The following is a 26,208-nucleotide window of genomic DNA, read 5'->3' as shown; positions in this document are numbered from 1 at the left end:
CATGAACCTTGAAAACAAGATCGCCATCGTGACGGGCGCCGCCAGCGGCATTGGCCTCGCCATCGCCAAGCGCTACGCCGCCGCCGGGGCCAAAGTCGCCATCGCCGATCTGAAGCTGGAGGCCGCGCAGGCCGCCGCCGATGCGATCAATGCCGAACATGCTGGCGCCGCCATGGCCGTCGCGATGGACGTGACCAGCGAGGAACAGGTCAACGCCGGCGTCGCCGCTGTGGTCGCCGCATGGGGCACGGTCGATGTTCTCGTCTCCAACGCGGGCATCCAGATCGTCAACCCCATCGAATCCTTCGCCTTTGCCGATTGGAAGAAGATGCTCGCCATCCACCTCGACGGCGCGTTCCTCACCAGCAAGGCGGTGATCCCGCATATGTACAAGCAGGGTTCGGGCGCGATCCTGTTCATGGGCTCGGTCCATTCGAAGGAAGCGAGCCCGCTCAAGAGCGCCTACGTCACCGCCAAGCACGGCCTCCTCGGCCTGTGCCGCACCATCGCCAAGGAAGGCGGCCCCAAAGGCGTGCGCACCAACGTGATCTGCCCCGGCTTCGTGCGGACGCCCTTGGTGGACAAGCAGATCCCCGAACAGGCCAAGGAACTGGGCATCAGCGAGGACGAAGTCGTCAAGAAAGTCATGCTCGGCCAGACCGTCGACGGCGAGTTCACCACCGTGGAAGACATCGCCGAACTCGCGCTGTTCTTCGCGGCGTTCCCGAGCAACGCGCTGACGGGCCAGTCGCTGGTGGCGAGCCATGGGTGGTCGATGAGCTAGGCGATGGAGCGGGCGGTTACCTGCTATAGTCACGACTGCGCCGGTCTGTCCGAGGACAAACCGGCGCAGTCGACCTGTTTTGGGATCAAGCCCGATCAGCAGCGTTTGCGGCGATTGTTGGCTAGTTCGTGCCCGGCCAAGCCGCCGACTGCCGCGCCGCCCAGCGTACCAGCGGTACCGCCAAAGATGACTTTGCCCAGCAAGCCGCCGCCAACCGCGCCGGCGACCGTGCCGGTGGTCTTGTTGAAACGCAGGCAGTTGCCGTGGTCGGTACGCGGATCGCGATTCTGTGAATACTGGCGATGATGATTACGATGGTGGCGCGCTTGCGCTTCGGTCGATAGGCCGGCGCCCAGAACAGTCATGCAGATGGCTGCCGACAAGATAGATCTTTTCATGGTGATACCCTTTGTGGTGATGCGGCACCTTGGAAATCCGCAGCAGCGCTACAGGGTGGACCGCGACGATCCCCAGATGCACCCGGCCAGATGAACCTAAGGTTGTTTCAAACCTTTACGGCGACATCCATGGGCAGAGCCCAGGATCGGCGCCCTGCCACCTCGTCACCCCGTCTCCCCACAAAGTTGCACAGAGCGATCCGTTAGGTCACCTTACATTGACCGCGCGGCCGGGTTACAGCATCCGGGACCTTAAACCCGGCCGCTAAGGCCACAGCAAGCGCAGGCAAAACCAACCCATGACCAACCCGACCGCAGCCGATCTCCACCGCATCTTCGAACTCCAGCAGGCGAACCAGTGGAACGTGAAGGCCTCCAGCGCCGACGTGCGCAAGGCCAAGCTCGCTGGCCTCAAGGCCGCGGTAGAGGCCAATGCCGATGCCATCGTCGCCGCCGTGCTCGAAGATACGCGCAAGCCTGAGGGCGAGATCCGCGTGACGGAAGTGCTCAACGTCACCGCCAATATCCAGCGCAACATCGACAATCTCGATGCGTGGATGGCCCCCACTGAAGTCACCCCCTCGCTCAATCCCGCTGACCGCGCGCAGATCCGCTATGAAGCACGCGGGGTCTGCCTGATCCTCGGCCCGTGGAACTTCCCGCTCGGCCTCGCGCTCGGGCCACTTGCTGCTGCGATTGCCGCGGGCAACTCCGCCGTGGTCAAGCTCACCGACCTCTGCCCCGCCACCGCAAAAGTAGCCGCCAAGATCATCGCCGAGGCGTTCGATGAAAGCGAAGTCGCGCTCGTCGAAGGCGATGTCAGCATCGCCACCGCGCTGCTCGAACTGCCGTTCAACCATATCTTCTTCACCGGCAGCACCCGCGTCGGCAAGATCGTCATGGCCGCCGCCGCCAGGCACCTCGCCAGCGTCACGCTCGAACTCGGCGGCAAGTCGCCCGTGATCCTCGATACCGGCGCGGATATCGACAAGGTCGCGGCGCAACTCGCCAATGCCAAGCAGTTCAACGGCGGACAGGCCTGCATCAGCCCGGACTACGTCTTCGTGCGGGAAGAGCAGCAGGCCCAGCTGGTCGAAGGCTTCAAGACCAATGTCGCCAAGAACCTCTATGACGAAACCGGCGCGATCAAGAAGGCAAGCATCGCCCAGATCGTCAATCAGGCGAACTTCAACCGCGTGAAAGCGCTGTTCGATGATGCGGTGGCGCAGGGCGCGACTGTCGCCGTCGGCGGCACGATGGACGAGAGCGACCTCACCATTCACCCCACCCTGCTGACCGGCGTCACCCCGCAGATGAAGATCCTGCAGGAAGAAATCTTCGCGCCCGTCCTGCCGGTGATGAATTACGAGACGATCGATCAGGCCATCGATTATATCGCCGCGCGCGACAAGCCGCTTGCGCTCTATGTCTACTCGGACGACGAGGCGAACATCGAGAAGGTCATCAGTCGCACCTCATCGGGCGGCATGACGATCAACGGCGTGTTCTCGCACTACCTTGAAAACCACCTGCCCTTCGGCGGCGTCAACGCCAGCGGCACCGGCAGCTATCACGGCTACTTCGGCTTCAAGGCCTTCTCACACGAACGCGCGATCTACCGGCATATGTGATTGGGTAGAACGACACCTCCCTTACCAATCCTCGCTCACCCTGAGCTTGTCGAAGGATGCTCGCACCACGGTCGCGCATGATGCTTCGACAGGCTCAGCATGAGCGGGGTGGTTTGGGTAGACTGTACTTCCGCGCGCGCCAGCGCTGGTCAGATCAACCCCGCATGCTTCAAGGCCGCGTCCACCTCGGCGCGGGCCTTGTCGCTGCATGGCACCAGCGGCAAACGCAGATCCTCGGTCATGTAATCATGCACCCGGCTCAGCGCATACTTCACCGGCCCCGGCGAGGCATCTTCGAACATCGCGTAGTGCAGCGGATAGAGCAAGTCATTGATCTCGCGCGCCTTCTCGAAATCGCCCGCCGCGCAGGCCGCCTGGAAATCGGCGCAGAGGCGCGGGGCAACGTTCGCCGTCACTGAAATGCAGCCCACCGCACCCGCCGCATTGGCGGGCAGCGCCAGTTCGTCATCACCGGAAAGCTGGCAGAAATGCTTGCCTATGCCCATGCGGTGATCGGTCACGCGCGAAAGGTCGCCGCTCGCGTCCTTGATCCCCACGATCTTGTCCGGATAGCGGCGCGCCAATTCGCACACCGTTTCGGGCAGGATATCGGTCACCGTTCGGCCCGGCACGTTGTAGAGGATGATCGGGAGATCGCTGTGCTCGGCCAGATAGCCGAAATGCGCCAGCAGCCCCGCCTGGCTCGGCCGGTTGTAGTAGGGCGCGACGCAAAGCGCGGCCTTGGCACCGCTCTTGCGCGAGAACGTCATGTGCAAGTGTGCGTTCATCGTGTCGTTGCTACCGCACCCGGCAATGATAGGAACCCGGCCCGCCGCCTGCTCCACGCAGACCTCGATCACACGGTGGTGCTCGGCATTCGAAAGCGTCGAGGCTTCGCCCGTCGTGCCGCAGGGAACCAGCGCGGAAGAGCCGTTCTCGATCTGCCAATCGACCAGCTGGCGAAACGCTTTCTCGTCGAACACCCCGCCGCGAAAAGGTGTCACCAAAGCCGGAATGGAGCCGGAAAACATGGACTTTACCCTTCGATCTGCGCCACAAGGCGTCTGCGCGGCGCGTCAATTCACCACCGTTGCACGCGCCTGATAGGAAGACGAAAGCCGGAATGTCCAGCATGGAGATGAGTGTCACGCTGCGAAAGCTGCTGCTGGGCGGTGCATTGCTCCCCGCGCTTGCCGCTTCGGCAGCCTGCCATGCCAGCGATGTGGATACCGGCGCCACCGCGTGGGACGCCGCGCGCGCCAAGCTCATCGCCCAAGGGCAAGGCCCGATGGCGCAGGCGATCAGCCGCTGGCAGATGCTGACCAGCTCCGATCGCTTCGCGTTCAGTGACTATTCGGGCTTCATCCTCAGCTATCGCGGCTTTCCCGAGGAAGAGAAGCTGCGCCGCGCCGCCGAAGCCGCACTCGATCGCCAATCGGCCGATGCCAGCACCGTGGTCGCCTTCTTTGATCGCGTGCCCCCCCTCACCAATCCAGCCCGCGCGCAATATGCCCTTGCCCTGAAGGCGCTCGGCCGCCCCGAAGCCGATGCCATGGCCCGCGCAGCCTGGCGCGGCGGCGCGATGAGCGACGCAGCGGAAGTGGCCATCCTCGCTGGTTGGGGCGGAACCTTTTTGCCAGAGGACGAGGACGCGCGGATGGACGCGCTGCTCTGGGCGGGAAACCCCTCGCCCGCCGCGCGCCAGACCGCGCGGGTCAGCCCCGCCCGGCGCGGGCTTTTTGCCGCTCGCCTCGCCACGCTCATCGGGCTTGATCCTTATGCCGCCGCCGATGGCACGGGCACGGATGTGCTCAATTCGGACCCCGGCTTCCTCTATTCCCGCGCCCGCCAGCTGCGACGGCAGGGCAATGGCGCCGCCGCGCAGGCGCTGATCGCCAATCGGCCCCTGCTCGCCCGCCCGCCGCTCAGCCGCGACAAGTGGGTGGACGAACTCCTCGCCAATGCACGCGGCGCAGCTGCGGTGGGCGATGCGCGGACGGCCTGGCGCATCGCCGCCGGGATCGACGATGCTTTTGCGCAAGGCGAAGACGTCAGCCAGATGCCCTACGATCTGCGCGACGACTATACCTCGCTGATGTGGCTCGGCGGCCAGCAGGCGCTGCGCCAGCTCAGCAATGGCAAGGATGCCGCGCCGCTGTTCTGGCGCTACGGTTCGGCGGCGCGCACGCCGGGCACGCGCTCCAAGGGCTTCTACTGGGCCGGCCTTGCCGCCGCGCAGGCCGGGCAGGCGAGCGAGGCGCAGCGCTACTTTGAAATGGCCGCCGCCTATGGGGACCAGTTCTACGGCCTCCTCGCGCTCGAACGGCTCGGCCGCCCGGTTCCGCGCTTTGCCGCCGAAGCCGATGTCCAGCCCACGCCGGATGAGCGCGCCCGCTTCAACGCGGCGCTGCTCACGCAGGCGGTGCGCGAAGCCGCGCGCGATGCGGATTGGCGCACCACCGTCCGCTTCTTCCGCGAGATCAGCAACCAGCAGCAGAGCAAGGGCCAGCACGTTCTCGTCGCCGATCTCGCACGCGAGCTGGGCCGCCGCGATCTTGGCGTGATCGTCGGGCAGGCCGCAGCGGCGCGCGGCTACCTCGATTTCCAGCACGTCGCCTTTCCGGTGATCCCCGTCCCGCAGGGCTACGAACACGCCTGGACGATGATCCACGCCATCGCCCGGCAGGAAAGCCAGTTTGCACAGAACGCCGTCAGCCACGCCGGCGCGCGCGGCCTCATGCAGCTCATGCCCGCCACGGCCAACGAACAGGCCGGGAAGCTGGGCCTGTCCTATTCCAGTTCAGCGCTGATCGATGATGCGGGTTTCAACCTGCAAGTCGGCGGCGCCTATTTCCAGCGCCTGCTGGATTACTACAACGGCAGCTATCCACTCGCCGTCGCGGCCTACAACGCGGGCGCGGGCAATGTGAACAAGTGGCTGCGCGCCAATGGTGATCCCAGAATCGGGCAGAGTGCTGGGGGTATCGGCTGGATCGACTGGATCGAGCGCATCCCGCTTTCCGAAACGCGCAACTACGTCCAGCGCGTGATGGAAAACGCCGTGGTCTACGAAGCGATGTACCCGGACAAGGCCAGCTACACCGGCGCCAATCCGCTCAGCCACTTCCTCGGCAAGCCGACGCCGGGTTGATTCCCCTCCCGCATGCGGGAGGGGTCGGGGGTGGGCTTTCCGGTCTAGCCCGTCACTCCGGCAGCATGTCCTGCAGCCGCGCCAACAGCTTCTGGATGTTCAGCGCCGCCAGCTTGAACGTCTCCACGTCTTCCTTGTTGTTGTCGGCGCGGGCTTCTTCAACAGCCTCGCCGTAGCCTTCAAGGTCCGCCTCGAGAGCATCCACGAGGATCTCGAGTTCGTCTTCGGTCAGTGTCAGCGCGATCGTCTTTGCCATGATATCCTCGTCAGAAGCAGTCTGCCCCGCCCTAGGCGCGCGCCCGCGAGGGGGCAACCTTCCATGCAGGGCCATCCCCGGCTAGAGCGCAATCAATGCAAGTAGATGGCAATCCGATCACCCCCGCCGGCATGGCCGCGCTGCGCGCGCGCTACGACCATTTGCTCGGCACCGAGCGACCCGCCATCGTCGAGGTTGTCAGCTGGGCTGCGGGCAACGGCGATCGCTCGGAAAACGGCGATTACCTCTATGGCCGCAAGCGCATGCGCGAGATCGACCGCGAATTGAACTTCCTCGCCAAGCGGATGAAGGCCGCACGCGTGATCGATCCCGCCCGCCAGCCAGACCAGACCCGCGTCCTGTTCGGCGCGACCGTCGAACTCGCGGATGAGGACGACATCCGCATGACCCTTACGCTTGTCGGCGATGACGAGCAGGACGCCACCGCCCGCCGCATCGGCTGGAGCGCCCCCATCGCCCGCGCCTTGCGCGGCGCCAAGGTGGGAGACCTGCGCAAGGTCATGCTCCCCGGCGGCGAGAAGGAATGGGAAGTGATCGCGATCAGCTATCCCGCCGCCTAAATTCCTCCCGCAGGGCTGACGGAGGGGCAACCCTTAACGAAACGGCGCGTTCAGCCGCACAATTGCCCAGTTCAGCCAAGCCGCAAAGCTCACCCACGCCAGATAGGGCAGGATCAGCTTCGCCGCGAAGGGCGAGATCGGCCAGAGCCCCACAACCAGCGCCACCAGCGAGGCCCACAGGAACACGACCTCGATCAGCGCCCAGTCCGGCCGCCGCAGCTTGAAGAACAGCGGGCTCCACAAGAGGTGGCACAGCGCATTCACGCCAAACAGGATCACCACGCTGGTGCGCGCCGCATCATCAGCCGCAGCGCTCCAGGCGGTTGCCGCAGACCACGCCGCGAGCCCCAGGATCACCGTCCACGCCGGGCCGAACAGCCAGTTCGGCGGCTGCAACCGCGGCTTCCTGAGGTTTGCATACCAGGGGCCGATCGGCGTCATCAGCCCGCCCACGGCGCCAAGAGCAATCGCGCCGCCAGCGGCCACGAGAACGGGTGTCGATATCAAGGGAGTGCGCCGATCTTGTCAGAGGATGCCTCAACATGGCAGGTTTGCCCGCAATGGGACAGGCCTTTCCCGCCAGCATCCTGATCCGGACGCGCTTTCCCCTTCGGCCCGCGCTTCTGCGGCGCGAGCGGGCACGCACGCACAGGCGCAGCGTGATCGGGGCACCGTTGGCGATGCCTTCGCCCGCCGCCCCCCCTCGCCATCCTCCGCATCAGCCGCTATCACCGCCGCCATGTCCAGCCCCCGTTTCTTCATCATGCGCCACGGCGAGACGGTCTACAACGCCGCGCGCCGCCTTCAGGCGAACCACATCCACACCCCGCTCTCCCGGCTCGGTGTCGAACAGGCGCTGGCCATGGGCGTCGCGCTGCGCGGCGTGCTCGGCACCTCGCCCAAAGTCACGCTCCACGTCTCGGAAACCGGCCGCGCCCTGCAGACCATGGCGATGATCGCCGATGTGCTGGGCCTCGATTGGTTCGCCGCCCGCCGCACCGACGATCTCAAGGAGATCGACATGGGTTCGTGGTGCGGCCGGCTCTATGATGACGTCGAGGCCGAGATCGGCCCCATCGTCATCGCCGATCACCTGCTGCGCCCCGCCCCCGATGGCGAGGATTATCCGATGATCGCCGCCCGCCTCGCCAACTGGCTTGCGGAAGTGGGCGATGAGCCGGGCGATCACATCGTCGTCATGCACGGCATATCCAGCCGCGTGCTGCGCGGGATGATGGCGGGCTATCCGGTCCACCCCGATCTTGGCGCGCCCATCGCCCCCTCGCTCGTGCAAGGCTCGATCGCGCTGCTCCAAAACGGGTGCGAAACCGTGCTGTTCGGCTCCGAGCGGGGCAGCGAGCACGCCTGATGGGCGAGATCGTGAACCTCCGCCTCGCCCGCAAGGCCGCCGCGCGCCGCAGCAAGGAGGCCGAAGCCGCCACCAACCGCGCCGCCCACGGCCGCACCCGCGCCGAGCGTGAGGCGACCCGCGCCGAAGCGACACGCGCCGCCCGCCTGCTGGACGGCGCCAAGCGCGAAGGCCACGATTGATGCGCTCGACCAGCGAAAGCACCAGCGTCCGGCTCTACCACCTGAGCGACGGCCCCGAAGGCGGCGCGGCGCAGACGCTGCTCTATGGCACGCTGGCCGAAGCCCTCGCCCTCGCCGCGCAGCAACCGGACGAGATCCAGGCCGATCTCTTCATCGCGACCGACAACGATGTCGTCGCCTATCTCGATCTGGTCGATCCATGAAGCGCGCCCTTGTTGCCACCGCGCTGCTCGTCGCGGCCCCCGCCATGGCGCGCGACAGCCTCGGCATCTGGAACAGCTGGGGCGCCTTCTCCGATGCCGGCGTGCCGCGCTGCTATGCGATCGCCATGGCCGACAAGGTCGAGGGCCGCGTGAACGAGATGCAGCCCTATTTCACGGTCGGCAATTGGCCCCGTCGCGGCGCGCGCGGCGAAGTTCACGTTCGTCTCTCGCGCAAGATCGGCCCCGGCGCCACGGTCACGCTCTCGGTCGGCGGCCAGCGCTTCGCGCTCGTCGCGGGCGCGGCGGATGCATGGGCCGCCGACCAGCGCATGGATGCCGCCATCGTTGCTGCCATGCGCTCCGCCTCAAGCATGAGCGTGACAGCGCGCAGCGACACCGGCCGCACGTTTACGGACACCTTCACCCTGGCCGGTGCGGCCTCCGCCATGGACGCCGCCTTGCTCGGCTGCGCCCAGAACTAACCCCAATTTGCACGGGCGCGCGCTTGCCCCTATATGCGCGCGATGCAGATTGAGCCCCAAATCTCGCCCATGCCGATCCCGGGACATTTCGATCCCGTACCTGTCCCCCGCGAGGTTACGCCCCGCGCCGACGGGCGCGTGGACCTGATCGGCCTGAGCCGCACGCAGATCGCCGCGCTGTTCCTCGATGCCGGGCTCGATGCCAAGGCCGCCAAGCTGCGCGCCAAGCAGGTGTTCCACTGGCTCTATCACCGCGGCGTGACCGGCTTCGACGCGATGACCGATATCGCCAAGACCATGCGCCCGTGGCTCGCCGAACGCTTCGTGATCGGCCGGCCCGAAGTGGTTGAGGCGCAAGTCTCGAACGACGGCACGCGCAAGTGGCTGCTGCGCACGGCAGACAATCACGATTTCGAGATGGTGTTCATCCCCGATGCCACGCGCGGCACGCTCTGCGTCTCGAGCCAGGTCGGCTGCACGCTCAACTGCCGCTTCTGCCACACCGGCACCATGCGGCTCGTGCGCAATCTCACGCCGGGGGAGATCGTCGGCCAGGTCATGCTCGCGCGCGATGTGCTGGGCGAATGGCCGCGCGGTTCGATGGCCGCGCCCGATTTCGATGATGCCGAGGATGATGAGGGCACCGACTATACGCCGGACGGCCGCCTGCTCACCAACATCGTCATGATGGGCATGGGCGAACCGCTCTACAACTTCGACCACGTCCGCGATGCACTCAAGGTGGTGATGGACGGCGACGGCCTTGCCCTTTCCAAGCGCCGCATCACGCTTTCGACCAGCGGTGTCGTACCGATGATGGCCCGCGCGGGTGAGGAAATCGGCGTAAACCTCGCGGTCTCGCTCCATGCGGTGACGAAGGACGTGCGCGACGAGATCGTGCCGATCAACCGCAAGTACGGGATCGAGGAACTGCTGCAGGCCTGCGCCGACTATCCCGGCGCATCCAATGCCCGGCGGATCACCTTCGAATATGTAATGCTGAAGGACAAGAACGACCGCGACAGCGACGCGCACGAGCTTGTCCGTCTGCTGCGTCAGTATGGCCTGCCCGCCAAGGTCAACCTAATCCCGTTCAATCCCTGGCCCGGCGCGCCATATGAATGTTCGACGCCGGAGCGCATCAAGCGCTTTGCCGAGATCGTCTTCAACGCCGGTATTTCCGCCCCCGTGCGCACCCCGCGCGGCCGCGATATCGATGCTGCTTGCGGGCAGCTCAAGACCGCGGCCGAACGCAAGTCCCGCGCCGAGGTCGACCGGCTTCTCGAAGAAAAGCAGGCCGCGCTCGGCTGATCTGTTCCGCTGACGCGGAAGGCGGCACCGGCCCACTCCCCCACCCGGCCACCCATTCAGGGTACTCTCGTGGGTGGCCGGGCGGCGAAGCGGGCCGGTGCCGCCTCTGTTTCAACCAGGCTGAAACAGACAGAGACTCCTCAGCTTGCCGAGAAGCTGCTCGAAAGCCGGAAGGTCGTCTGCGCGCCCGCACCGTTGACATAGCGGACGCGGTACATCGTCGCTGTGCCAACCGCGCCGCACATCCGCACCGAGATGTTTGCGCCGCTGCCTGCTGCCACGGCCTGGCTCGCGATCGCCTGATAGCTCGTACCGGTATCGAGCGACTGGTCGATGAACAGCGTACCGGCCTGATCGGCAAACGCGGTCGCATTGAAGAAGGCGAACTGGCCCGCACTGTTGGCACGGCCCGTCCCAGTGAACGTGGCCGAAGCGGCCAGCGCGGCGGTACTGTCGGTAAACCCGTTCCCGAGATTGACGCTGCCGGTGATCGTCGTCGTGCCGGTCACCGAAACGCTGCCAATGCCCGAAGTGCCAGCCGCGAGTGAAACGCCGCTCGACGGGGCGACCTGCTGCTTCTGGCTAAGCACGACCGCAACAGTCCCGCTCGTGTAGGTGGATACGCGCGCGCGGACGAAAGCAGCCGAGGAGACGTAGACATAGACCCCGGCAGTTGTCGATGTAGTAGCAGGTGCCGCGTTGGCAGCCGCCGCAGAGACGACCGGCAGCGTGACCCAGTTGGTGCCATCATTCGATTGCTCGTATGTGATCGTGCAAGTCGTGCCGGCGTTGGTCACCTGGAAAGAGCCGCCCATATAAAGGTTGTTGCTGGTCGAGACCACCACAGCGGCTGACGTCACGCTACCTGCCAACGTCGCACCCTCGCTGCACGAACGGTAGATTGCCGAAAGCCAGCCGGTAATGCCCGTGCCGCCAGCAGGCATCGTGGTGCCGGTGATCGCTGCCGCGCCGGGCTCGATATTGGCAAGATCGCTGGCCAGCCCCACGGAAAGGCTTGCGGGAAGCTGCCCGGAGATCGCAGCGAGCGAAGTGTTGCCCGAAGTCTGGTTGGCAGCCGTCGCTGCACCGGCCGGCAGTGGCAGGCTGGTTGCCGTCACCGTCTGGGTCGCGGGAAAGTTCCCCACCGTCACGCCTAGAGCGGACATATCGCTGGCCAGAGTCACCGGCAGGCTTTGCGTCATGGTCTTCTGACCCAGCGTGGCCGGCAGCTGCGCAGAAAGCGTGCCGAGCGCAGCGTTCGTTGCAGACTGGTTTGCAGCCGTCGCAGCGCCGGTCGGCAGCGGGAGACTGACCGCGCTAACGGCTTGGGTCCCCACACTGCCAGAAAGTGCGACTGGCAGCGGCGCATCGGCGCTGACGGTCTGTGCCGTCCCATCGGCATTGGCGAAGGCGACGGCATTGGCGGGGGTGAACATCGCAGGAAAGGTCACGGGCGGATTGGGCATGGTTCTTTCTCCAGACAGGCAGGGAAGACGACTAGAAAATAACCCATATGGTTCGTGTAGGAAAGTTGTTTGATCCAGACCAGCGCCTCGTCGCGCCCTGCCCTCACCTCATCGCCTTTGGAGCGGCGTTCATCTTCGGTTGGGCATGATGCGCACAAGCTTCAGACACATGATCCGTCACGCCACGAAACATCAGAAGGATGCTCATTCATGAACAGGTTCATCATCGCCGCAGCCCTCGCCGCAACGACCCTGGGCGCAGCCCCCGCGCTGGCTGATCCGCCGTCGTGGGCACCGGCCCATGGCCGCCGCGCTCACAGCGCCGAGTACGATCGGTATGGCCGCTACGCCGAGCCGCGCCCCCTCACCAGCCGCGACCGCGTCTGGCGCGGCCGCGACGGACGCTACTATTGCAAGCGCAGCAATGGCACGACCGGCCTCGTCATCGGCGCTGTCGGCGGTGCTCTCGTCGGTCGCACGATCGATACGCGCGGCGATCGCACCCTCGGCACGCTGCTGGGCGCTGCGGGCGGTGCCCTGCTCGGCCGCGAGATCGAACGGAGCGGTTCGCGCTGCCGCTAATGCATCGCTCTTATGCGCTGCATGGCTTGCCCATGGAGCCACGGCGGGCCATAGGCCGAGTTACTGGTTAACCGCTCTATGAGGTCGCCCGATGTCCATGATTTTGCTTGATGCCGCGCTGCGCCGTCTGGTGAAGCACGGAACGCTGACCTTGACCGAGGCCTCGGGCCGCCAGCGCCACTATGGCACGGCGGCCCAGGGCTGGCCCGATCTCGGCCTGAAGCTCCATGACGCGCGCGTGCCCGGCGCCATCGCGCGCAATCCCAGCCTTGGCATGGCCGAATGCTTCATGGACGGGCGGGTCACGATCGAGAATGGCGATATCCTGGATTTCGTCGGCTTCATCCGCCGCAACAATCCTTGGGAAAAGGGCGGCGATCTCGACAACCTGAACCTGTTCGACAAGGCCCGCGTGGCGATCACCGGCCGGCTCGACCAGATCAACCAGCGTCGCTCCTCGAAGCGCAACGTCGCGCATCACTACGATCTCGACGACCGGCTCTACGACTTGTTCCTCGATCCCGCGCGCCAGTACTCCTGCGCCTATTGGGACGAAGGCGTCACCACGCTCGAACAAGCCCAGATCGCCAAGATGGACCACATCGCGGCCAAGCTGGACCTCAAGCCCGGCATGCGCGTGCTCGATATCGGCTGCGGCTGGGGGGGCCTCGCGCTGCACCTGCACAAGATCTCGGGCGCATCAATCCACGGCATCTCGCTCAGCGTGGAGCAGATCGGCTACGCCAAGGCCTGGGCCGAGCGCGAAGGTGTCGCCGACAAGGTCACCTTCAGCCTCACCGATTACCGCGACCAGCAGGGGCCGTTCGACCGGATCGTCTCGGTCGGCATGTTCGAACATGTCGGCGTGCCCAACTACGAGACCTTCTTCCGCAAGTGCCACGATCTGCTCGCGGTCGACGGCGTGATGCTGCTCCACACCATCGGCCGGGCCGGACCGCCCAACATCACCGACGACTTCACCCGCAAGTATATCTTCCCCGGCGGCTACATCCCCTCGCTGAGCGAGACGGTGAAGGCAATCGAGCCATGCAAGCTCATGCTCACCGATTGCGAGATACTGCGCCGCCACTATGCCCTCACCTTGCGCGAATGGTACAAGCGCTGCGCCGAGCAGGAGGAGACGATCACGCGCATCTACGACGGGCGTTTCTTCCGCATGTGGCAGTTCTATCTCGCGGGCGCCGCAACCGGCTTCGAACATGCCGATCTGGTCAACTTTCAGCTCCAGATCGTGCGCAACCGTGATGCCTTGCCGCTCACGCGCGACTACATCCACGAGACCGAACTGGGCTACCGCGCCGCGCGCAAAGGCTGAGGCCGCCTGCCGACAGGTTGCATGGCGCGCGCGGCCCTGCTAGCCGCCGCGCCATTCCTTGCACCAGTCCTATGGGAACCTCGCTGCCATGTCCGATATCAAGCGCGTCGTCCTTGCCTACTCCGGCGGTCTCGATACCAGCGTCATTCTCAAGTGGCTGCAGGTGACCTATGGCTGCGAGGTGGTGACCTTCACCGCCGATCTGGGCCAGGGGGAAGAACTCGCCCCCGCCCGCGCCAAGGCCGAGCTGATGGGCGTGAAGCCCGAACACATCTACATCGACGACCTGCGCGAGGAATTCGTGCGCGATTTCGTCTTCCCGATGATGCGCGCCAATGCCCGCTACGAAGGCGATTACCTCCTCGGCACCTCGATCGCGCGCCCGCTCATTTCCAAGCGGCTGATCGAAATCGCGCGCGAAACCGGTGCGGACGCCGTAGCGCATGGCGCCACCGGCAAGGGCAACGATCAGGTGCGCTTCGAGCTGTCCGCCTATGCGCTGGAACCGGGGATCAAGGTCATCGCCCCGTGGCGCGAGTGGGATCTCACCAGCCGCACCGCGCTGATCGCCTGGGCCGAGGAACACCAGATCCCCGTGCCGAAGGACAAGCGCGGCGAAAGCCCGTTCTCGACCGATGCGAACCTCCTTCACACTTCGTCCGAAGGCAAAGTGCTGGAAGATCCGTGGCAGGAGACGCCGGACTACGTCTACAGCCGCACCGTCAATCCCGAAGACGCTCCGGACGTGCCGGAATACATCACCATCGACTTCGAACGCGGCGACGGCACCGCGCTGAACGGTGAGGCGATGTCGCCCGCCACGCTGCTTGCCGCGCTCAATGATCTGGGCCGCAAGCACGGCATCGGCCGGCTCGATCTGGTCGAGAACCGCTTCGTCGGCATGAAGAGCCGCGGGATGTACGAGACGCCGGGCGGCGAAATCTATGCCCGCGCGCATCGCGGCATCGAAAGCATCACGCTCGACCGGGGTGCCGCGCACCTCAAGGATGAGCTGATGCCGAAGTACGCCGAGCTCATCTACAACGGCTTCTGGTTCAGCCCGGAGCGCGAGATGCTGCAGGCCGCGATCGACCACAGCCAGGCACGGGTGAACGGCACCGTCCGCCTCAAGCTCTACAAGGGCAACGCCTCCGTCGTCGGCCGCAAGTCGGCGGACAGCCTCTATTCCGAACGCCACGTGACGTTCGAGGACGATGCCGGTGCCTACGACCAGAAGGACGCCGCGGGCTTTATCAAGCTCAATGCGCTCCGGCTGAGATTGCTGGCGCAGCGGGGGCAATAAGCACCAATGCCGTAACCCATTACCGCTCATGCTGAGCTTGTCGAAGCATCTGGCGCGACCGCCGCGCCAGCACCCTTCGACAAGCTCAGGGTGAGCGGATGGGGATCAGTACGAATCGTCACAAAACGAAAACAAAGCGGTTTCCGCAGCTTGCGAAGTTGTCCACCAGCCATTGGGCTGCCTGTGGATAACTTTGCATTTTGCTGCTTGTGCGACTCATCTCTCAGGCGCAGCATCTGCCTTGTCGAGAGGGAAACGAAGCCTGAAAAAAGCGCCGCAAGGCACTGATTGAAAGGCAGAAATTTTCCGATCGGGCTGGACCGGAAAGTCTGTGATGAAACCAGTTTCGGCGTGCTGAGGCGCGCATCGGAAAGGGCGGAGCGCAGACCGGAAAGACCGGCTCCGGAGGCCGGAATGGCGTCCCGAAGCAAGGCTGATGCGGCAAGGCCGATGGTCGCAAGACCGGGGGCAAGCGCCGGCGGGAGCGGAGCGAGGGGCAGCACGCCAGGACGCGCGGAAGGGCCCTTGCCTTCCTGAGGGAGGCACCGTCCGAAGGCGAGGCCGCAAGGCCGGACCGGAGGGAGCGGCGCCCGAAGAAAGCGCAGGGAAACACGCTCGCAGCAGCAGGACGCGCGGCAACGCGCAGAATGCGGTACGGGCACCAGCGACTGCCAGGCCCATGTGGTCAGGAACTGCGGACGCCGCAGGACTGAAGGCGGAGCGGACAAGGAAGCGCCTGCTTGCAGGCGGGACCGGACGGCGAAGCGGACCGGAGGTGCATCGTTCGAAAGAACGGGCCGTTCGAAAGGATGGGAACCGAAGGGCAGGGAACGGCGGAAGGACGCGGTGAGCTCAGGCGCTGGAAAGCCAGAGTGCCAGCAGCGGCGACAGTGGGGGCCGGCAGCAATGCCGGCCCCCATTTGGTTTGGGCATCCGGTTTTTGCTTCCCGTCCCAAGCCCGGCTCTGCGTCCCGCAGGGGGACGAAGTTGACACGGTTGACACAGTCCTGAGCGAAAACTGTCACCCCCCTCACCGCCCGCACACCCCTGCCCGCGCGGGAACCGAAGTGGCGGATTGTGGAGGATTCGCGAGGCATTCAGGAAACATGCCGCAGAGCGAAGGCTGTAGGACAGCACTTTATAAATAACAGACGCGTCTGTTATTTATGGAGGGGGCATACGTGGAAAGCGATCCCACTGCCCCACTCAGCGTCTATGGCCACAGCAAGGCACGAATGGACGCGCAGCTTAGTCAAAACGATCGGGCACTGGTCATCCGGACAGCATCTTTCTTCTCGCCCTATGACGAGCAGAACTTTGCATCGCACCTCGTCCAAAGCTTGCGTCAGGGCCGGTCCTTCTGTGCCGCATCGGACTGCTTCACCTCGCCCGCTTTTGTCCCCGATCTGGTTCGCACGACGCTCGATCTGGTGATTGATGACGAAACCGGGCTTTGGCACCTTGCCAGCCACGGGACGGCATCATGGGCTTAGTTTGCCGTCAATCTCGCGGATGCCGTGGGCCTGCCCGCGAGGCGGATCCGGTTCGTGCCGGCGGCGGAAATGGGTTGGACGGCAAAACGCCCCCGGTATGCGCCGCTCACCAGCGAACGCGGCGTCATCATGCCCAGCCTCGCGGCTTCCATCGAGCAGTTTGCGAGCGTGCTCAAGGCGGCGGGCTGATAGAGCTCTCCACGCCGAACCTCAGCTCGACCCTGGTCCCCGGTATCCAGCTGATCCTTTGAAGCGGCGCGGAGCAGCGCGCACTGCACGAAGGCGGCCGGGAGCATTATTCCGCAGCCTGGCGGGAACTGCGTGGGCATCCGCGGGTTAACTTCATGCAGGTCGATGAAGGCATAGCTCGATCAGGAGATCATAACATGGCAGCCACCCAAGCAACATCAGCATCAACGAAGAAGCGTCCGGCATCGAAGACGGTGCGCAAGACGCAGCGGGCGGCAGCTCGCCCCGTCGATGCGATCAAGCTGCTCAAGGACGATCACAAGCAGGTGAAGATCTGGTTCAAACAGTACGAGTCGCTTGAGGAGGATGCCGAAAAGCAGGCGCTTGCCCTGCAGATCTGCGAGGCCCTTACCGTTCATGCGCAGATTGAGGAGGAAATCTTCTATCCCGCCGCGCGCGAGGCCATCGACGACGACGACCTGCTGGATGAAGCCGAAGTCGAACACGCCAGCGCCAAGCAATTGATCGCCGAAATCCTCGGCATGTCTGTTGAGGATCGCCTGTTCGATGCCAAGATCACCGTGCTGGGCGAATACATCGACCATCACGTCGAGGAGGAGGAAACGGAAATGTTTCCCGAGGCACGCAGCAGCGACCTCGACCTCAAGGCGCTTGGTGCGCAGCTCGAAGCGCGAAAAGCCGAACTGATGGCCGCTTTAGGCAAGTGACAGCTCGACACGCGCGGGCATCCGGCCTGACTCTTTCGATTGTCTGATTGTCGGCGGTGGCCCGGCCGGGCTCACCGCCGCGATCCATCTTGCACGGTTTTGTTAGCGGTGCATTCTGGTGGACGCAGGCAACATTGGCGCACGGCAGCGCGCGCAACTCGGTGGAGGCCGAATAGCCATCGCTTCGGGGTACGAGCGCATCAGGCTTTCAGCAGGCCGCATCGCGCTTACGCTGGAGCAGGGCGACGTGGTTTTCGCCAGCATCTGTCCGGGGCTTTACGCGGCGGGCGATGTTGTGCTGGGCCTTGACCAGATCAGCCATGTCATGGGCGAAGGCGGTGTCGGCGCAACGACGATCCGCAACGACCTGGCCGCCATGGCCCCGCTGCGCCATTGACTGGCATTTCAGTCAGTCCCCGTCTGACCTGATCCTGTCGGCCGTCGCTCCATGGACCGGCCCTTTTCCGAAGCCGGGAATGGCACTTCGGCAGCGGCAATACCGGATAAACGTTTGTACACGTTGGCATGATTCAAACTTCGGAGCGGATTTATCTGCCCGGAGAGTCGGTCGAGTCAGGAACAGATAGGCTGTTGGCTTGTTATCAAAATGATGCGCTGAAAAGCCTGCATCGTCGGTGTGGGGAACGGTGCTGCTGCGCGTTGTTGCCGTCCCGAGAACCTCCTGTTCCCTCAGGCATCGGGCGTGAAAATCATTACACCAGTACACCCACAAGTCGCCGCCAGCTTGGCTATGGCCCTCGTTGCGGCATCCCATGCCCCACTTCTTCTCCTCGACGGAGACCTGGCTATAATCGGAGTAAGCGCTTCTTTCTGTAGTGCATTCAATGTCGGACCTCTTGGGCTTGAGGGGTCCAAGCTTAATGAGCTGGGCCGTGGAGAGTGGGATATTCCCCAGCTTCGCGGCCTCCTGATCGCGACAGTCAATGGCAACGCCGCAGTCGACAGCTACGAAGTAGATTTGATCCGGGATGGCCAGCCTCCGCTCCGACTTGTGATCTGTGCGAGCAAGCTTGAGTATTTTGGGGACGACACGACGCGCCTCCTTGTATCAGTTGTCGATGTAACCGGTGCGCGCCTTGCCGAACGGATGAGGGACGATCTCGTTCGCGATAAAGGGGTTCTCCTGCAGGAGCTCAATCACAGGGTCGCGAACAGCTTGCAGATAATCGCCAGTGTCCTGATGCACAGCGCGCGCACGGTTCAGTCGGAGGAGACGCGCTTCCACCTTCAGGACGCACATCACCGGGTAATGTCGATCGCGACGCTGCAACGTCAGCTTGCGGAAAATGAACACAAGGACGTCGCGCTTCGCCCGTACCTGACCGATCTTTGTCGCAGCCTTGGCGCGTCGATGATCCATGATCCGGCACGGCTCTCGCTGACAGCAAGGGTCGACGATAGCGTTAGCAGTTCGGACGTTTCCATCAGTCTCGGTCTTATCGTCACCGAACTCGTGATCAATGCCTTGAAACACGCGTTTCCAGACCGTGATCAAATCGGCGCCATTACCGTCGACTATGCAGCGGAGGGCGAGGCCTGGACCCTCAGGGTCGGCGACAACGGCGTAGGTATGCCCGGCGATGAAACAGAAGTAAAACCTGGGCTAGGGACGGGTATCGTCGATGCTCTCGCCAAACAACTCGGAGCGACAGTGGAGATAAAAGATGCTGATCCTGGCACAACAGTTTCGATATCTCACTCATAGCACAGCACCATTTCATCATGCCTTACGCTTATGCGCGATCTCTTGATTTCCGCAAGGATTTATTCATGGTAGGTGAATTTAAACCTCTAATACTATATGTAGAGGACGAAATCTTTACGCAATACCTCGTCGAGACAGCACTGTCTGAAGCGGGCTATGAGGTATGGACTGCAAGCAACGGCGCGGATGCGGTGAAGAAGCTTGCCGCAGCGGGTTCGTCACTGAGCGGTCTTGTTACTGATATCGATCTCGGCGTTGGCCCCAATGGTTGGCAAGTTGCTCGCGAAGCCAGGGCTGCAATGCGGCAGATCCCCGTCTTGTACGTCAGCGGTGCCAGCACGCAGGAGTGGAGCACGCAGAGTGTTGCAGGCAGCCAGATCATCTCGAAGCCCTTTGCGCCGGAACAGATTGTTACAGCCATGGCGCATTTGATTGCTATGGGTCGCACATGAACATCTCCGATCCAGAAAATCCGGGCGACCATCCCGCCGGCGTTGAGCAGTTGCTCGGCACCACTGACCTCGCCAATGCCTTGGAAAGTGACCGGTTCAAGCAGTTCCTCGACCACATTCCGATCGCGATCGCTGTGGCGGAGTTGAAACCCGACGAACGCATCGTCTACGCCAATATCGAGTTCGAGCGGCTGACGGGAAGAGCCGCTCCAGAGGTCTTCGGCAAGGATTGGGGTGTCTTCCCGGCCACCACCATAGCCATCGACGGCGGCGCTCGGCTCAGTGAAGCCATTGCCGCTGGCGAAGACTTCGTTGGAACATTCGCGCTGGAAATGCGAGGCGAGCCGATCGCCGTGGATGCCTGGTCAAACCTTATCCAGGATGATGGTGGGGAGCCGGTGTTCCGCCTCGTCGCGCTCGCGGAGGCTGGCCGCCGCTCCGATATTGATGAAAGTGAACTCGAGGCAGCCGTTCGTGAAAAGGACACGCTGCTTCGCGAATTGCAGCACCGCGTGACCAACAATCTACAGATGATCACAGCGCTGATCCGGCTGGAATCACGTAAAATCCCGGACGATTCAGCGACCGCCCGCTTCGACCGTTTGGCAGGTCGCATCGAAGCTCTAGGGCTGCTCTATCGCTCGCTCTCTGATACCCGGGATCGTTCCACGATCGATCTTGGCATCTATCTGAGCGAAATTGCATCGGCTGTAATGCGTGCGCATGCAGTAGAGGGCACCCATCTTGATCTCCAGGTGGATACGTGGCCGGTTTCGATCAACGTCGCGATGCCGGCCGGGCTTGTCGTAAACGAGCTTTTGACCAATGCACTCAAGCACGCATTTACTGGCCGAGCGGGAGGAACCATCGCGCTGCATAGCCTCGTTGATGAAGAGGGTTGTCGCGTCATTGTCGCTGACGATGGCATAGGGTTGCCCGCTGATATGATATGGCCAAAGCCCGGCAAGCTCAGCGCGATGATCGTCCAGTCACTTCGTCAGAATGCGAATGCGACGCTGAACGTCGAGTCTACCCCAGGACAAGGAATGCGGGTGACAATTTTCTTCGCTCGGGCTGATGCGATCAGATAGAGTCGCATGTTGTCGGCCTCGCAAGTCGCCAGCCGCGCACGATTGTTCAACTTCGCGGCATGAAACTGCGGGCTCGCTTTACCCCACCGATCAGCGGCTGATCGCTTGGCCGACCGAGGCTTTGAGCAAGCCGGCGGCAGAGGACGCAGATATTCCCGGGATGCAAGGGCGGTGGCCCTTGCCCGCTGGAGGCTTTTTCTTTTGGCGCTTTGGATTGCTTCGCGTTGCTCCCAAAGACGAGCGTTAAGCGGGTCGCCGGGGTTGGTTCAACCGCTTAGCCAATCGGCGGCGATCTCGCCCTTGTGGCCCTCGGGCGCGAGGGCGGTGCGCAGGGCTTGCAGGAGGGGCGGCAGGGTTTGCGTGAAGGCGTAGGGCGGGTTGATAATGAACAAGCCCGCGCCGTTGTAGATGCCGGGTTGGTCGCTATCGTAGAGCCAGTGCTCCACCCACAGCAGTTTCGGGATGCCGAGCCTGCGCAGCTGCTCCTTCCAGCGTTGATGCGCGGCGCGGTCTTTCAGGGGATACCAGATCACGGTTACGCCATGCGCCCATTTGCGGTGTGCGGCGGCGAGGGTGGCGGTGATGCGGGCGCGTTCGTCGGTCTGCTCGTAGGGCGGATCGACCATGACCACGCCGCGCGGGGTGCGGGGCGGCAGCATCGCCAGCCAGAACTCGTAGGCGTCGCGTTCATGCACGGCGGCGGGGGTGCCGCGCATCGCGACGCGCAGGGTGTGGGCGTCTTCGGGGTGCTTTTCGTTGAGGATCAGGGAATCCTGCGGGCGGAGCAGCTGCGCCAGAATTAGGGGCGAGCCGGGATAGAGGTGCGGCTCGGCCCCGGAATTCACGGCTTCCACGGCGGCGCGGTAGTCTATGAGCAAGGGGCTGGGATCGGCGAAGGCCCGCAGCACGCCTTGCGCGGCTTCGCCGGTGCGCCCGGCTTCCTCGCCTTGCAGATCATAGAGCCCGCAGCCGGCGTGGGTATCGATCAGGGTTAGCGCGCTCTCTTTTTGCTGCAAGGCGCGCACGAGGGCGATCAGCAGGCTGTGCTTCACGACATCGGCGCTGTTGCCGGCATGGAAGGAATGGCGATAGTTCATGGCAACTGAAAATCCTGACGCTCTGCCTTGATGCGGCCGGCCTGCCCGCGATGGCCGGGTGCGCGGCGATGGAAGCAACCAAAGAGGTGCTCGTATCGAACCGGGCGGAAACCTTCAAAGCCCTTCTGCGCGGGGGTTCATTCCTTGTGGACTGGCAGGCGGCACGGGCTAGTATGGCGGGATGGCATCGCCGCTTCCCCTCAAGCTCAAGCTCCAGATCCTGTGCGGCGATGAAGTTGCCATGGGGCCGGGCAAGGCCGATCTGCTGGAGGCGATCGCGCAGCATCATTCGATCTCGGCAGCGGGGCGGGCGATGGGGATGAGCTATCGGCGGACCTGGCTGCTCGTCGATGCGATGAACCGGTGCTGGCAGGGTCCGCTGGTCGCCACGACGCCCGGAAACCAGAAGGCCGGGGCGCAGCTTACGCCGCTGGGCGAGGCGATCCTTGCGCAGTATCGCGCGTTGCAGAACGAGGTGGAGCAGGTGAGCACGCAGCGGTTGGCCGCGCTGGTCGACCAGTTGCTGCTGCCCTCCCCCCGCCCGCAGCGGCATCGTGACAAGCGGGAGGGGGACGAGGCCCCGGCGGACGGACCTAGCGCCGCAGCCTGAGCGTGACGCCGACGGTGCGCGGATCGCTCGGCGTGCCGAGGATCAGCCCGGAGTTGCCGGCCTGAATGGTGAGGTTCTGGATATAGTTCGCCCCCAGCAGATTGCGCGCGAACACGGCGATTTCCCAGCCCTTGCCGTCCGCATCCTCGCGCCGGTAGCCGATGCTCGCGTTGGTGAGGTTGTAGCCTTCGATCCAGGTGTAGCGTGAGAGGGTGGGATCGCCGAAATAGCCGGTGCGCCAGTTGCTATCGGCATGGAGCACGAGCGCGCCGGTGCCTGCGGGCACGGCATAGTCTGCGCTGAGGGTTTCGGACCAGCGCGGCAGGCCCGCGAGCCGCTGGCCGGTGAGATTGCAGGCGGCGGTGGCAGCTGTCTGCACTTCGAGCGGGCACGGGCCGGCGGGATAGCTGGTGTAGGTCCCCTCGCCATAGGCCAGCGCGCCGGTGAGGGTGAGCGCGCCGATCCTCAGCGCGGCATCGGCCTCGACCCCTTTCACGCGCACTTCGGGGATATTGGAAAGGTAGCCGCGCAGGGCGACGGTCTGGCTGGAATCGACGATGGTTGCCTGAAAATCGCGGACCGTGGTGTGGTAGGCGGCAAGGTTGAGGGTGAGGCGGCGGTTCCAGATCTCGGCCTTGATGCCGGCTTCCCAGGTCGTGTTGCGCTCGGGCCGGACGACGGCGGTGGCAAGCGCGGGCTGGTTGGCGGCGTCGAGCGGGAGGCCCGACATGTTGATGCCGCCCGATTTGAAGCCGCGCGCGAAGCTGGCGTAAAGCAGCACGGCTTCGAGCGGCTTCCACGCGATGTTGGCACGGCCGGAGAGGCTGCCGTCGGAATCGCTGGCGGAATAGCTCTGGGGCCTGAGGACGCCGAGCTTGGCGTTGGTGAGCGCGGCGCTGGCCGTGGCGAGGCCGCCGAAGACGGTGGTGCTGTAGTCGCCCTGCTTGTTCTCCTGCGTGTAGCGCAGGCCGCCGGTGAGGGTGAGACGGGGGAGGATGCGCCAGTTCACCTCGGCAAAGGCGGCGTAGCTATCGACGGCGAAGCGCGTGTCGCCGGACTGGCCGTAGCCATCGAGGAGGTTGGCGGGGACGGGCGTGGCATTTGCGCCGGTCGTCCGGCCGATCAGCCACGGCGCGGCATAGGGGCCATAGACGCTGTCGGGATGGCCGCTCAGCACCTGGCGGAAATAGTAGAGCCCCGCGACATAGCTGAGGGCATGGTCGCCGTTGGAGGCGAGGCGCAGTTCCTGGCTCAGCTGATCCTGCCGCGAGGGGATGCGCTGGATGAGCTGGATGGGCAGGCCGGTGTAGTCGCGATCATTGGCAGCATCCCAGTTCCAGAAGCGCCATGCGCTGATCGAGGTTATCGTGGCGGGGCCGATGGTCCAGTCCGCCGTGGCCGCGACACCGCCCTCGCTGGTTTTGACCGCGAGTGGCGCATCGATATCGGTGAGGCGGTCATAGGGATTGGTGCTGGGGGGCGCGTAACCTGCCGCCGCTGCCAGTGCGGGGAACTGGCGGCCGGGGGCGCGCAGGCTGGTGCCGACGCGGAGATAGACCTGCGTGCAGCACTCGCTGCTGAAGTTCGAATAGTCCGCGATGAGCCGTAGCCTGAAATCCGCCGAAGGCTGCCACAGCACCTGCCCGCGCACCGCCTGGGTGCCCAGAGTGTTCTGATCCTGCCCGGTGCGCACGTTGCGCAGCACGCCGTCGCGGCGGGTGATGGTGCCCGAAAGCCGATAGGCCAGTGTATCGCCGACGAGCGGCCCGGTTGCCGAAACGCGCGCCTGGACGAAGCGGCGCTCGCCCACGCTGAGTTCGAGGTTCGCGCCGCTGGTGAAGACGGGCGCGGCCGAGACGATGTTGATCGCGCCCGCAGTGGTGTTCTTGCCGAACAGCGTGCCCTGCGGACCGCGCAGGACTTCGATCCGCTCGATATCGGAAAAGTCGAACGCCGCCGTGGCCGGGCGGGCATGATAGACGCCGTCGACATAGTAGCCGACGCCCGGCTCCAGCCCGTCGTTCGCCTGGCTGACCGCGACGACGCTCGATCCAAGGCCGCGGATGGTGAAGGCCGTGTTGCGCGGATTGGCGGAGGAATAGTTGAGCGCGGGGACCAGCGTGGTCAGCCCCTGTGTGTTGAGCGTGTAGGACTGATCGAGCCACCTGCCCCCCACCACGGACAGCGCGGCCGGCACATCCTGCGCGTTCTCCGGCCGCTGCCGCGCCGTGACGATGATGGCTTCGCTGGTGCCGTCCGATGCCGGCGCTTCCTCCGCCATGGCGGGAACGGATAGGAGCAAGGCGGCGCCGGTGAGCAGGCCGGTCGCGAGAGTGGTGCGCAAGAAAGTCCCCCATGGTTGTCCAGCGAATCTATATTTCAACATATATAGATTGCGATGTGAGGCAACCCGGGCCAGCAACCGATGGACGATCGGGTGTTCTGCCGGCGCAGGGGACTGGTTCGCGGGATCAGCATCGCGATCCCCGGGTCTGCGAGTGCGGGAGCGGAGCGGACTGCGAAGCCTGGCCGCGGGGTGTCGAGCGCGGCAAATCAGACTGGCTTACGGCTCGTCGATATCGCACCTTCCATCGCGATCGAGCCACACGGCGACCGTCAGTCCTCGTTCGTTCACCAAGACAGATCGGGCGCGATGGGTTCTTCTACTCACCAAGGTCAGGGCCGGCCACGCATTGGTCCCGCTCCAGCATTCGCTGAGGACCTCACCCTTGATTGGACGGATAAAGAGTCTGTCGACAATACGCTCGCTTTCGACACCGCCTGTAGTGTTGCGCTCCACTGGTTCGGTCTTCACGACCCAAATGCCCTTGTCTCCAGCGCGCGAAAAAACGCCAAAGCAGCAGCCAAGCGCGTCGGAGGGAACATGAGCGGGCGCATTCTCTGGCAGCCAAAGCCCGCCGCCCGCCCAATCCCAACCCGACACCACAGTGCCGAAATGCCCCCGAAAGACTGTTCCGACGCCGGGGCCGATATCTGCCGATTCAGCAGCCAGAGCTGGATACGAATAGCCAAGCAAAAGCAGCGCGCCAGACAGGCACTTGCGGAATGCTGGGATGGAACCGGATGCGGTTCGGCATCGATTCCGGTAGCTCACCCCTTGGCGAGCTGTCCGCGTACGGCACCACCGGGGAAGTCTGCATTGTGGATGTTCACATAGTAGCCAGCCGGATTGGCGATGATCGGCTTCAGTTTGTCGGGCTCGACCGCGATGCACATGTCGCTGCCCTTGCCGGTGACGTCCATCGTGATGACCGGAGCACCGTTGGCACCGGCGGCGCCGGTGTGGACGTGAGCCATCGTCGGCGCGGCAATCTTTTCGCCGTAGAGCGTGTAGCAGAAATCGCCGGTATCGGTGTTGATCTCCACGCGGAAGGCGCCGTTGCCTTCGGGCGCGCCGCCTCCCACTTCGTTGGCGCCGGAAAGGTTCGCCGTGAGGACCACCGTTTCAGCGGATGCGGCCACGGGGGCGAGCGCGAGCGCGGCGGCGCATGAGCTGAGGATCAGGGCGGGAAGCTTGGTCATCGCATCTTCTCCATGCAGGGCTGCGCGGCCAAAGCCTTCAGACTCGGGGCTTGTTTCCGCGCGCGAGGGGAGATTACGCCTTGTGGACGGGGGTGCAAGGTTTGGTGGCCTGCGGGGTTGGAAGGAGTTCTCGCAGAGATCGGAAAGGAGAAAGAGGGCGCAGAGAAGCCGTGCCTCGATTCCGCGTCAGCGGCTACAACGCGAGCGAACCATTGAGATTTGCGCGGCGTTGCCGCAGGTCCCT

30 protein-coding genes and 1 pseudogene are annotated in these 26,208 nt (G+C 64.3%); 21 read left to right on the top strand and 10 right to left on the bottom strand.

Features of this window, described 5'->3' with window-relative positions:
- Position 1: 1 nt before the first annotated feature.
- A complete protein-coding gene (locus tag ACODS2_RS10500; protein ID WP_298168006.1) occupies positions 2-784 on the top strand; it encodes a 3-hydroxybutyrate dehydrogenase in 783 nt (260 codons plus the stop codon).
- Between the two features lie 95 nt (positions 785-879).
- Here ACODS2_RS10500 and ACODS2_RS10495 read toward each other — a convergent pair whose 3' ends face one another.
- Positions 880-1,149, bottom strand: a complete 270-nt coding sequence (locus ACODS2_RS10495; protein WP_488998759.1) for a glycine zipper 2TM domain-containing protein — start codon at positions 1,147-1,149, stop codon at positions 880-882.
- On the opposite strand from ACODS2_RS10495, the gene ACODS2_RS10490 reads away from it, so the two are divergent.
- Positions 1,148-1,276 (top strand): hypothetical protein, encoded by a 129-nt coding sequence (locus tag ACODS2_RS10490; protein ID WP_488998758.1) that lies wholly within the window; start codon positions 1,148-1,150, stop codon positions 1,274-1,276. The genes ACODS2_RS10495 and ACODS2_RS10490 overlap by 2 nt on opposite strands.
- 205 nt (positions 1,277-1,481) lie before the next feature.
- Complete coding sequence (locus ACODS2_RS10485; RefSeq protein ID WP_488998757.1) at positions 1,482-2,813, top strand: aldehyde dehydrogenase family protein; 1,332 nt, start codon at positions 1,482-1,484, stop codon at positions 2,811-2,813.
- Positions 2,814-2,962: 149 nt separating this feature from the next.
- Here the strand turns inward: ACODS2_RS10485 and dapA are convergent, their stop codons facing one another.
- Positions 2,963-3,844: a 4-hydroxy-tetrahydrodipicolinate synthase gene (gene dapA, locus ACODS2_RS10480; RefSeq protein WP_488998756.1), complete on the bottom strand. Its 882-nt coding sequence runs from the start codon at positions 3,842-3,844 to the stop codon at positions 2,963-2,965.
- Positions 3,845-3,945: 101 nt separating this feature from the next.
- Between dapA and ACODS2_RS10475 the strand changes: the two genes are divergently transcribed.
- Positions 3,946-5,964, top strand: coding sequence for a lytic transglycosylase domain-containing protein (locus tag ACODS2_RS10475; protein WP_488998755.1), 2,019 nt, complete (start codon positions 3,946-3,948; stop codon positions 5,962-5,964).
- Between the two features lie 52 nt (positions 5,965-6,016).
- Here ACODS2_RS10475 and ACODS2_RS10470 read toward each other — a convergent pair whose 3' ends face one another.
- On the bottom strand, positions 6,017-6,220 hold the full coding sequence (locus ACODS2_RS10470; protein WP_298167988.1) for a hypothetical protein: 204 nt from the start codon (positions 6,218-6,220) through the stop codon (positions 6,017-6,019).
- A gap of 95 nt (positions 6,221-6,315) precedes the next feature.
- On the opposite strand from ACODS2_RS10470, the gene ACODS2_RS10465 reads away from it, so the two are divergent.
- A complete protein-coding gene (locus ACODS2_RS10465) occupies positions 6,316-6,801 on the top strand; it encodes a GreA/GreB family elongation factor (protein ID WP_488998754.1) in 486 nt (161 codons plus the stop codon).
- 33 nt (positions 6,802-6,834) lie between these two features.
- On the opposite strand, the gene ACODS2_RS10460 is transcribed toward ACODS2_RS10465, so the two are convergent.
- Entirely contained in the window at positions 6,835-7,308 is a 474-nt protein-coding gene (locus ACODS2_RS10460; protein WP_298167982.1) for a TspO/MBR family protein, read from the bottom strand.
- A 232-nt stretch (positions 7,309-7,540) separates the two neighbouring features.
- Here ACODS2_RS10460 and ACODS2_RS10455 point away from each other — a divergent pair, with 232 nt between their 5' ends.
- From ACODS2_RS10455 to rlmN, 5 genes are read left to right on the top strand one after another with little or no spacing between them, the layout of a single operon-like run.
- A complete protein-coding gene (locus ACODS2_RS10455; protein ID WP_488998753.1) occupies positions 7,541-8,170 on the top strand; it encodes a histidine phosphatase family protein in 630 nt (209 codons plus the stop codon).
- Positions 8,170-8,352, top strand: coding sequence for a DUF4169 family protein (locus ACODS2_RS10450; RefSeq protein WP_298167976.1), 183 nt, complete (start codon positions 8,170-8,172; stop codon positions 8,350-8,352). The genes ACODS2_RS10455 and ACODS2_RS10450 overlap by 1 nt, the downstream gene beginning before the upstream one ends.
- Complete coding sequence (locus ACODS2_RS10445) at positions 8,352-8,555, top strand: hypothetical protein (protein WP_488998752.1); 204 nt, start codon at positions 8,352-8,354, stop codon at positions 8,553-8,555. Before ACODS2_RS10450 ends, ACODS2_RS10445 begins: the two co-directional genes overlap by 1 nt.
- On the top strand, positions 8,552-9,037 hold the full coding sequence (locus ACODS2_RS10440) for an invasion associated locus B family protein (protein WP_488998751.1): 486 nt from the start codon (positions 8,552-8,554) through the stop codon (positions 9,035-9,037). The genes ACODS2_RS10445 and ACODS2_RS10440 overlap by 4 nt, the downstream gene beginning before the upstream one ends.
- 33 nt (positions 9,038-9,070) lie before the next feature.
- Entirely contained in the window at positions 9,071-10,348 is a 1,278-nt protein-coding gene (rlmN, locus tag ACODS2_RS10435) for a dual-specificity RNA methyltransferase RlmN (protein WP_488998750.1), read from the top strand.
- Between the two features lie 140 nt (positions 10,349-10,488).
- Here rlmN and ACODS2_RS10430 read toward each other — a convergent pair whose 3' ends face one another.
- Complete coding sequence (locus tag ACODS2_RS10430) at positions 10,489-11,814, bottom strand: hypothetical protein (protein ID WP_488998749.1); 1,326 nt, start codon at positions 11,812-11,814, stop codon at positions 10,489-10,491.
- A 210-nt stretch (positions 11,815-12,024) separates the two neighbouring features.
- On the opposite strand from ACODS2_RS10430, the gene ACODS2_RS10425 reads away from it, so the two are divergent.
- From ACODS2_RS10425 to ACODS2_RS10415, 3 genes are all read left to right on the top strand, one after another.
- Positions 12,025-12,396, top strand: coding sequence for a glycine zipper 2TM domain-containing protein (locus ACODS2_RS10425; protein ID WP_488998748.1), 372 nt, complete (start codon positions 12,025-12,027; stop codon positions 12,394-12,396).
- A 97-nt stretch (positions 12,397-12,493) separates the two neighbouring features.
- Positions 12,494-13,732, top strand: coding sequence for a class I SAM-dependent methyltransferase (locus ACODS2_RS10420; protein ID WP_488999030.1), 1,239 nt, complete (start codon positions 12,494-12,496; stop codon positions 13,730-13,732).
- An 88-nt stretch (positions 13,733-13,820) separates the two neighbouring features.
- Positions 13,821-15,035: an argininosuccinate synthase gene (locus ACODS2_RS10415; RefSeq protein WP_488998747.1), complete on the top strand. Its 1,215-nt coding sequence runs from the start codon at positions 13,821-13,823 to the stop codon at positions 15,033-15,035.
- Positions 15,036-15,061: 26 nt separating this feature from the next.
- Here ACODS2_RS10415 and ACODS2_RS10410 read toward each other — a convergent pair whose 3' ends face one another.
- Positions 15,062-15,466, bottom strand: a complete 405-nt coding sequence (locus ACODS2_RS10410) for a hypothetical protein (RefSeq protein WP_488998746.1) — start codon at positions 15,464-15,466, stop codon at positions 15,062-15,064.
- A 750-nt stretch (positions 15,467-16,216) separates the two neighbouring features.
- Between ACODS2_RS10410 and ACODS2_RS10405 the strand changes: the two genes are divergently transcribed.
- The 7 genes and pseudogenes from ACODS2_RS10405 (at position 16,217) to ACODS2_RS10375 (ending at position 20,714) form a co-directional block, all read left to right on the top strand.
- Positions 16,217-16,528 carry a sugar nucleotide-binding protein gene (locus tag ACODS2_RS10405; RefSeq protein WP_488998745.1) on the top strand — a complete coding sequence of 104 codons (312 nt, stop codon included), beginning with the start codon at positions 16,217-16,219 and terminating at the stop codon, positions 16,526-16,528.
- 54 nt (positions 16,529-16,582) lie between these two features.
- Complete coding sequence (locus ACODS2_RS10400; RefSeq protein WP_488998744.1) at positions 16,583-16,717, top strand: hypothetical protein; 135 nt, start codon at positions 16,583-16,585, stop codon at positions 16,715-16,717.
- Positions 16,718-16,872: 155 nt separating this feature from the next.
- Entirely contained in the window at positions 16,873-17,445 is a 573-nt protein-coding gene (locus ACODS2_RS10395) for a hemerythrin domain-containing protein (protein ID WP_488998743.1), read from the top strand.
- 268 nt (positions 17,446-17,713) lie between these two features.
- Positions 17,714-17,842, top strand: a pseudogene (locus ACODS2_RS10390) (NAD(P)/FAD-dependent oxidoreductase); the annotation flags it as partial.
- Between the two features lie 306 nt (positions 17,843-18,148).
- Entirely contained in the window at positions 18,149-19,171 is a 1,023-nt protein-coding gene (locus tag ACODS2_RS10385; protein ID WP_488998742.1) for a sensor histidine kinase, read from the top strand.
- A gap of 17 nt (positions 19,172-19,188) precedes the next feature.
- On the top strand, positions 19,189-19,623 hold the full coding sequence (locus ACODS2_RS10380; protein ID WP_488998741.1) for a response regulator: 435 nt from the start codon (positions 19,189-19,191) through the stop codon (positions 19,621-19,623).
- Positions 19,620-20,714 carry a sensor histidine kinase gene (locus ACODS2_RS10375; protein ID WP_488998740.1) on the top strand — a complete coding sequence of 365 codons (1,095 nt, stop codon included), beginning with the start codon at positions 19,620-19,622 and terminating at the stop codon, positions 20,712-20,714. The genes ACODS2_RS10380 and ACODS2_RS10375 overlap by 4 nt, the downstream gene beginning before the upstream one ends.
- Positions 20,715-20,980: 266 nt before the next feature.
- Here ACODS2_RS10375 and ACODS2_RS10370 read toward each other — a convergent pair whose 3' ends face one another.
- On the bottom strand, positions 20,981-21,811 hold the full coding sequence (locus tag ACODS2_RS10370) for a 23S rRNA (adenine(2030)-N(6))-methyltransferase RlmJ (RefSeq protein WP_488998739.1): 831 nt from the start codon (positions 21,809-21,811) through the stop codon (positions 20,981-20,983).
- Positions 21,812-21,992: 181 nt separating this feature from the next.
- On the opposite strand from ACODS2_RS10370, the gene ACODS2_RS10365 reads away from it, so the two are divergent.
- Complete coding sequence (locus tag ACODS2_RS10365; protein WP_488998738.1) at positions 21,993-22,421, top strand: winged helix-turn-helix domain-containing protein; 429 nt, start codon at positions 21,993-21,995, stop codon at positions 22,419-22,421.
- Here the strand turns inward: ACODS2_RS10365 and ACODS2_RS10360 are convergent.
- The 3 genes from ACODS2_RS10360 to ACODS2_RS10350 all read right to left on the bottom strand — a co-directional run bounded on the left by ACODS2_RS10360 (position 22,405) and on the right by ACODS2_RS10350 (position 25,964).
- The gene (locus ACODS2_RS10360) at positions 22,405-24,807 is read right to left on the bottom strand and encodes a TonB-dependent receptor (RefSeq protein ID WP_488998737.1); all 2,403 of its coding nucleotides are present in this window, start codon (positions 24,805-24,807) and stop codon (positions 22,405-22,407) included. The two genes, ACODS2_RS10365 and ACODS2_RS10360, sit on opposite strands and share 17 nt — an antisense overlap.
- A 177-nt stretch (positions 24,808-24,984) precedes the next feature.
- Complete coding sequence (locus tag ACODS2_RS10355) at positions 24,985-25,536, bottom strand: hypothetical protein (RefSeq protein ID WP_488998736.1); 552 nt, start codon at positions 25,534-25,536, stop codon at positions 24,985-24,987.
- Positions 25,533-25,964, bottom strand: a complete 432-nt coding sequence (locus tag ACODS2_RS10350) for a CHRD domain-containing protein (RefSeq protein ID WP_421838982.1) — start codon at positions 25,962-25,964, stop codon at positions 25,533-25,535. Before ACODS2_RS10350 ends, ACODS2_RS10355 begins: the two co-directional genes overlap by 4 nt.
- Positions 25,965-26,208: the final 244 nt, after the last annotated feature.

The sequence above is a fragment of the Novosphingobium sp. FG137 genome (assembly GCF_057809735.1).
The sequence above is the reverse complement of the archived record's forward strand: the minus strand, read 5'-3'. Positions and strand labels throughout refer to the sequence as shown.